Raw genomic sequence first — 6654 nt, 5'->3', positions numbered from 1 at the left:
CGAGGTCGTCGGCGGGCCGGATGCCGCAGGCGGCGAGGGCGCCGGCGCCCCGTGCGACGAGGGCGCCCCCGAGGCCGAGAAGAAGTCCTTCCTCGACCAGGAGGCGGAGTTCGGCAAGGGGGCCATGGCGGTTTCCATGGTGCTGGGGCTCGTGCTGGGCGTGGTGCTGTTCATCGTGGCGCCCGCCTTCGTCACGAACCTCCTGGTGGGGGAGTACGACCAGAACACCGTGCTCTGGAACGTCGTGGACGGCCTTCTGCGCGTGGCCGTGTTCGTGTTCTACCTCTGGCTCATCGGGCGCATGGCCGAGATCAAGCGCATGTTCGGCTACCACGGCGCCGAGCACAAGACCATCCACTGCTACGAGCACGGCCTGCCGCTCACCCCCGAGAACGCGCGCAGCTTCCCGCGCCTGCACGTGCGCTGCGGCACGGCGTTCCTCATCATGGTCATGATCATCGCCATCCTGGTGTACACGGTCACGCCCATCAACGGGCTCATCGCGGCCTGGGGCGTTCCCGACGGCGCGCCGAAGCTGGCGCTGGTCATCCTCGTGCGCATCCTGCTCATGCCCGTCATCGCCGGCATCTCGTACGAGATCACCGTGCGCTGGGCGGGCAGCCACCCCGAGAACCCGCTGGTGAAGGTGGTGCTGTGGCCCGGCATGCAGATGCAGTACCTCACCACCAACGAGCCCGACGACGGCCAGATAGAGTGCGCCATCGCGGCCATGCAGCGCGTGCTGGAACGCGAGGAGGCCGAGGCGGCGAAGGTCTCGGGCGCGCCGTCCTCAACGCGCGGGGGAGACGGGATGGAGCAAGCGGAACCTGCCGTCTGATCAGGGATCCTGCCCGCAGGTCGGGTGGAGAGAGGGAAGACGATGAACGTTGTGCTCAAGAACAGGCGCGGCATGGTGCGGTCCGGTTGGATCATCGCGCTGTGCCTGCTCGCCTATAACGCCCTCATCTACTCGCTCACGGACTGGGCCGGTGCCGCGTTGGGCGCGGCCGCCGATGCCGCCAACCTCGATGCCGCATCGTATGCCGCGTTCGTCGAATGGATGAACGGGCCCGAGATGTACCTCGCCATCCAGTATCTGAACGAGGCCGTCTTGCTGGTCGTTCCCCTGGCCGCATGGAGGCTTATGCGGTACCGTTGGCAGGATATCGGGCTCCGGGATTTTCGCACCCGGCTCAAAAAGGACGGCGTCGCAGGCCTGGTGCTGGGCTCCGCCCTGTGCACTGCCATATTCCTGCTGCTGCTCGCCACGGGAAACATGGTGGTCGAAGGGCTGAACTCCCCGCTCTCCCTCCCGCTGCTCGCCTGGGCGCTGCTGTTCGTGTTCGTGGGCGTTGCCGAGGAGGTCATGTACCGCGGGTTTATCATGTCGGTGCTGCGCAGGACGAACAGCAAGGTCTTGGCGATAGCCGTGCCGTCGCTGATGTTCGGTGCGCTCCACCTGACCAACCCGAACCTCACCCCGCTCTCCGTCGTCAACGTCATGCTGATCGGGGTGGCGTTCTCCGTCATGTACTACAAGTCGGGCAACCTGTGGATGTGCATCGGGTACCACATCGCGTGGAACCTGTTCCAGTCGGTGGTCTACGGTATGCCGGCAAGCGGCGTGGACGTTCCCTCGATCGTGGTGGGCGGCTACCCGGTGGGCAACCTGCTCAACGGCGGGGCCTTCGGGATCGAGGGCGGCGTGCTCGCCACGGTCGCTGCGCTCCTGGCGCTGGCGTACGCCCTCTTCCGCTACCGCGCTTCCCGCTATCGTTTCTTCGAGGAGGCGGGGAAGGAGGGGTGACGCCCCTTTCGCGCCCCCGGCGTTTGCCTCCGCCCGGCGAGGACGGGGCGGAGCCGCCCTCGCCGACGTGAGAAAAATGCTTGCCCCCCCCCCTGACTGCTACACTGTTGCGGAACCGTTTCCGATCCGACTCCGAAAGGCGGGCCGATGGAACCAGCCATCACCGTTACGAACTTGCGGAAGACCTTCAGGCTCTCCGCCAAGCAGCGCAAGCTCGAGCGCACCGACGCGAGGACGAAGACCGCCGTCGACGGCCTCACGTTCGAGGTGCGCCGCGGCGAGATCTACGGCCTCTTGGGCCCGAACGGCGCCGGCAAGACCACCACGCTGCGCATGCTGGCGGCGCTCGTGAAGCCGGACGAGGGCAGCGCGTTCGTGGAAGGCGTCTCCGTGGTGGACGACCCCATGAGGGTGCGCGGCATCATCGGGTTCCTGACGAGCGAGCTCAAGCTGGAGGAGACGTTCTCGCCGGACTACCTGTTCGACTTCTTCTCGGAGCTGCACCACGTGGAGCCGGCCGTGCGCGACGCGCGCAAAAAGGCGCTGTTCGGGCGCTTCGGCATCGACCGGTTCGCGCAGACGAAGGTGGCCGACCTGTCCACCGGCATGAAGCAGAAGACGTCGCTTGCGGTATCGCTTGTGCACGACCCCGACGTCATCATCTTCGACGAGCCCACGAACGGCCTCGACGTGCTCACGGCGAAGGTCGTGACCGACTTCCTGGCGGAGCTGAAGGGCCAGGGCAAGACCATCCTCTTGTCCACGCACATATTCAGCCTGGTGGAGAAGGTGTGCGACCGTGCCGGCATCGTCATCGGCGGACGCATGGCGGCCAGCGGCACCCTGCCGGAGCTCACGCAGGGACGCTCCCTCGAGGACGCGTTCTTCGACCTGTACGCCGCGAGCGTGGGGGAGGCCTCATGAGAAGCAACGTGCTTACGATAGCCAAGAAGGAGCTGGCGAGGTTCTTCAGCAACAAGGCGTCGGCCTTCGTGTCCATCGCGCTGCCCGGCCTGCTCATCTTCGTCATGTGGACCGTCATGGGCGACGCCATGGGCTCCCTGTTCTCGCCCGACGAGGGCAAGCGCCCCGTGGTGGCCGCGGTGAACGTGCCGGCGAGCATCGAGGCGCTGGCGCCCGAGGGCGGCATCGACGTGGTCGACGAGGCGGCCCTGCCCGGGCCCGAGGAGATGCGCGAGCGCATCGGGCAGGGCGACGTGCAGGCGTTCGCCGTGTTCCCTGCCGGGTTCGACGAGGCCGTGGCGGCCTACGACCCGGCATCGGGCGAGCCGGCTCCGCAGGTGGAGGTCTACTACGACTCCACCGACCCCAACTCGTCGCAGGCGTACGCGGCCTTCACCGGCCTGCTCGACGCCTACGAGTCGTCGCTGGCGAACCGTTTCGACGTGAACGCGGGGCAAGGCGCCTACAACGTGGCCGCGGAACGCGACATCGCCGGCTCGCTCGTGGTGTCCATCGTGCCCATGCTGCTGCTCATCCTGTTGTTCACCAGCTGCATGAACATCGCGGCGGAGTCGGTGGCCGGCGAGAAGGAGCGCGGCACCATGGCCACGCTCTTGGCCACGCCCATCAAGCGGCGCGACATAGCGCTCGGCAAGGTGCTGGCCATCACCCTTATCGGCCTGGCCATCGCCGCGTCCAGCATGCTGGGCATCTTCGCGGGGCTGCCCGGCATCATGCAGGGTGCGGTGGACATGAACGTGTACGGGCCGGCCGACTACCTGCTGCTGGTGCTGGTGGTGGTGTCCACCACGCTGCTTGTGGTCATGCTCATCACCGTGGTGTCGGCCTTGGCCAAGACCACGAAGGAGGCGGGCATGTACCTGACGCCGCTCATGATCGTGGTCATGCTCGTAGGTATCCTCGGCATGTTCGGCGGCGGTGCGCAGGAGGATATCTGGTTCTACCTCGTGCCGCTCTACAACTCCGTGCAGTGCATGATCGGCATCTTCACGTTCGACTTCCAGCCGCTGAACGTGGCCGTGTGCGTGCTGGGCAACCTGGTGTACACGGGCGTCGGCGTGCTCGTGCTGCAGCGCATGTTCAACAGCGAGCGGCTGATGTTCGCACGCTAGGCCGTGCGCCGGTTTCGCGCGCATTCCCGCCGATTTCGCTATCGTCAGCCTTCCGTAACCTACCCGCCATCTGGGGCGATGACGTGCATGCTAGACTGGTCGATGCACTTCGTCATGAAATCTTGCAAGACCGCGGCGCGCTGACGATCGCGGCCTTTCACGCGGGAAACGGGAGGCTCCGACGGTGGGAAGCGCGATATCGGTCAAGGACATACGCAAGAACTTCGGAACGGTCGAGGCGCTCCGGGGCGTGTCGCTCGAGGTCGACGAGGGACAGAAAGTGGTGGTCATCGGCCCGTCCGGCTCGGGCAAGAGCGTGCTCATCCGCTGCATCAACGGGCTGGAGACGCCGGACTCCGGCTCCATCACGGTGGAGGGCATGGATCTCGCCGACCGGCATGTGAACGCACGCGCCCTCGCCCGCGACGTGGCCATGGTGTTCCAGAGCTACAACCTCTACCCGCACAAGACGGTGCTGGAGAACGTGACGCTCGCCCCCATCAAGGTGCTGAAGGTGCCGCGCGAGCAGGCCGAGCGCGACGGCCGCGCCTATCTGGACCGCGTGGGCCTGTCCGACAAGGTGGACAAGTATCCCGACCAGCTCTCCGGCGGCCAGCAGCAGCGCGTGGCCATCGCCCGTGCCCTCAACATGCATCCCAAGATCATGCTTCTGGACGAGCCCACGAGCGCGCTCGATCCCGAGATGGTGCAGGAGGTGCTCGACGTCATCAAGTCGCTCGCCGAGACCAGCATGACCATCGTCATGGTCACCCATGAGATGGGCCTGGCGCGCGAGGCGGCCGACACGGTGGTGTTCATGGAGAACGGCCTGATCGTCGACCAGGGCACCCCGCACTACCTGTTCGACGAGACCGACAACGCCCGCGTCAAGAGCTTCCTGTCGAAGATCCTGTGAGGCGGCCATGATCACGAGACGCACCTTCATTCGCACGTCGGCGCTGGCCGTGGCCGGCCTCGCGCTGGCCGGCGGTCCGATCGCCCTCGCGGGCTGCGCGCCCGACGGAGACGTGCTGCGCGTGGGCACGAAGATCGACGTGCCGGGCTTCGGCTTCCAGAACCCCGAGACGGGCAACATCGAGGGCATGGAGGTGGACATCGCGCGCGAGCTGGCCAAGCGCATCAAGGGCGACCCGAACGCGCTCCAGGTGACCGGGGTGAACGTGACCACGCGCGGCGCGATGCTCGACAACGGCACGCTCGACGCGACGCTGGCCACGTTCACCATCACCGAGGCGCGCAAGAAGAGCTACAACTTCTCGCGCCCGTACTACACCGACCACATCGGCGTGCTGGTGAAGAAGTCCTCCGGCATAACCGACCTGGCGGACCTCGACGGGAAGACCGTGGGCGTGGCGCTGTCGGCGACGACGCGCGACAAGCTGACGGCCGCCGGCGACGAGATCGGCATCCATATGAAGTTCGCCGAGTACTCGACGTATCCCGAGGTCAAGATAGCGCTCGTCACCGGGCGCGTCGATGCCTTCTCGGTGGACCGCTCCATCTTGAACGGCTACGTGGACGATTCCACCATGCTGCTGGACGCGCAGTTCGCGCCGCAGGAGTACGGCGTGGCCACGAAGAAGTCGAACACCCAGCTGGCCGACCAGATCGATGCCGCCATCGGCGCCATGTCCGACGACGGCACGCTGCGCTCGCTCCAGGAGCGCTGGGGGCTCGTGGACGACGCGCCCGCCGGAGACGGGAAGGACGGTGGGCAGGATGCTTGACATCTTCGCGCCCTACAAGTGGGAGGCGCTCTTCCAGCGCTGGCCCGACATCCTGGCCGCGTTCGGCACCACGGTGGGCATCTCCGTGCTCGCGCTCGTCATCGCGCTGGCGCTTGGCATCGTGTTCGGCGTGCTGTCGGTGTCGCGCATAGCGCCTTTGCGCTGGGTGACCCGCGTGTACGTGGAGGTGGTGCAGAACGTGCCGCTGCTTCTGCAGGTGTTCGTTTTCTACGCCATCTTCCCGCTGCTGGGGTTCTCCCTCGCCGCGTTCTGGATCGGGGTTCTGGCCATCGGCATCTACCATGGCGGCTATATCTCCGAGGTGGTGCGCAGCGGTATCGGCTCCATCCATCGCGGGCAGTTCGAGGCGGCGAAGAGCCAGGGCTTCTCGTACTGGCAGTCGATGTTCGTGATCATACTGCCCCAGGCCATCCGCATCATCATGCCGCCTTTGGCCGTGCAGGCGGCGAACCTCGTGAAGAACACCTCGGTGCTGGCGCTCATCGCGGGCGGCGAGCTCATGTACTTCTCGAACTCGTTCGCCGGCGCCACGAGCTACTACGGCCCCGTGTACGTGGTGGCGGCGCTGCTGTACTTCGTCATCTGCTTTCCGCTGTCGCGCCTGGCGCTGTACCTCGAGCGCCGCACCCGCGCGCACCGGCATCTGTCCACGGGCGACGCGACCGAGGAGCTGGCCGAGGATGCGCTCGAGGTCACGCCGGGCACGCACGACATCACCGGGCGCGCGGCGGCCGACGCGCTTGCCGGCGGCGTGGGCACCATGTTCGAGACGGTGGATATAGCCCCGGCCCGCCAGGCCCCCTCTCCGCGCCACCCGCTGCACGTGCTGGGAGACGAGGCGGACGGCCCGGCCGAGCGCGGGCCGATGGAGCAGGCGTACACCGGCCGTGTGGCCGCCGAGATCGCCGACGAGATAGGCCGCGAGATAGCGCAGGAGATAGCCGAGGAATGCGGCGACGACGAGGCCTGCGCAGCGCGCGCG

Annotated in this window: 7 protein-coding genes; all 7 read left to right on the top strand. The window is 66.8% G+C overall.

Features of this window, described 5'->3' with window-relative positions:
* Window positions 1-838 (top strand): DUF1385 domain-containing protein (locus GPA_RS14570; RefSeq protein ID WP_231847663.1); only part of this gene is annotated, 838 nt, incomplete at its 5' end.
* Between the two features lie 42 nt (window positions 839-880).
* Window positions 881-1807: a CPBP family intramembrane glutamic endopeptidase gene (locus tag GPA_RS14565; RefSeq protein WP_015540350.1), complete on the top strand. Its 927-nt coding sequence runs from the start codon at window positions 881-883 to the stop codon at window positions 1805-1807.
* A 147-nt stretch (window positions 1808-1954) separates the two neighbouring features.
* Window positions 1955-2731, top strand: coding sequence for an ABC transporter ATP-binding protein (locus tag GPA_RS14560; protein ID WP_015540349.1), 777 nt, complete (start codon window positions 1955-1957; stop codon window positions 2729-2731).
* Entirely contained in the window at window positions 2728-3903 is a 1176-nt protein-coding gene (locus GPA_RS14555; RefSeq protein WP_015540348.1) for an ABC transporter permease, read from the top strand. Before GPA_RS14560 ends, GPA_RS14555 begins: the two co-directional genes overlap by 4 nt.
* A 184-nt stretch (window positions 3904-4087) precedes the next feature.
* A complete protein-coding gene (locus GPA_RS14550) occupies window positions 4088-4819 on the top strand; it encodes an amino acid ABC transporter ATP-binding protein (RefSeq protein ID WP_041239717.1) in 732 nt (243 codons plus the stop codon).
* Window positions 4820-4826: 7 nt separating this feature from the next.
* On the top strand, window positions 4827-5651 hold the full coding sequence (locus GPA_RS14545; RefSeq protein ID WP_015540347.1) for a transporter substrate-binding domain-containing protein: 825 nt from the start codon (window positions 4827-4829) through the stop codon (window positions 5649-5651).
* Window positions 5644-6654, top strand: a 1011-nt coding sequence (locus GPA_RS14540) for an amino acid ABC transporter permease (protein WP_156791181.1), incomplete at its 3' end; no start/stop codon positions are given. The genes GPA_RS14545 and GPA_RS14540, both read left to right, overlap by 8 nt.

This window comes from Gordonibacter pamelaeae 7-10-1-b (assembly GCF_000210055.1).
GTDB classification, from domain to species: Bacteria; Actinomycetota; Coriobacteriia; order Coriobacteriales; family Eggerthellaceae; genus Gordonibacter; species Gordonibacter pamelaeae.
This window is presented reverse-complemented; position numbering and strand designations above follow the sequence as displayed.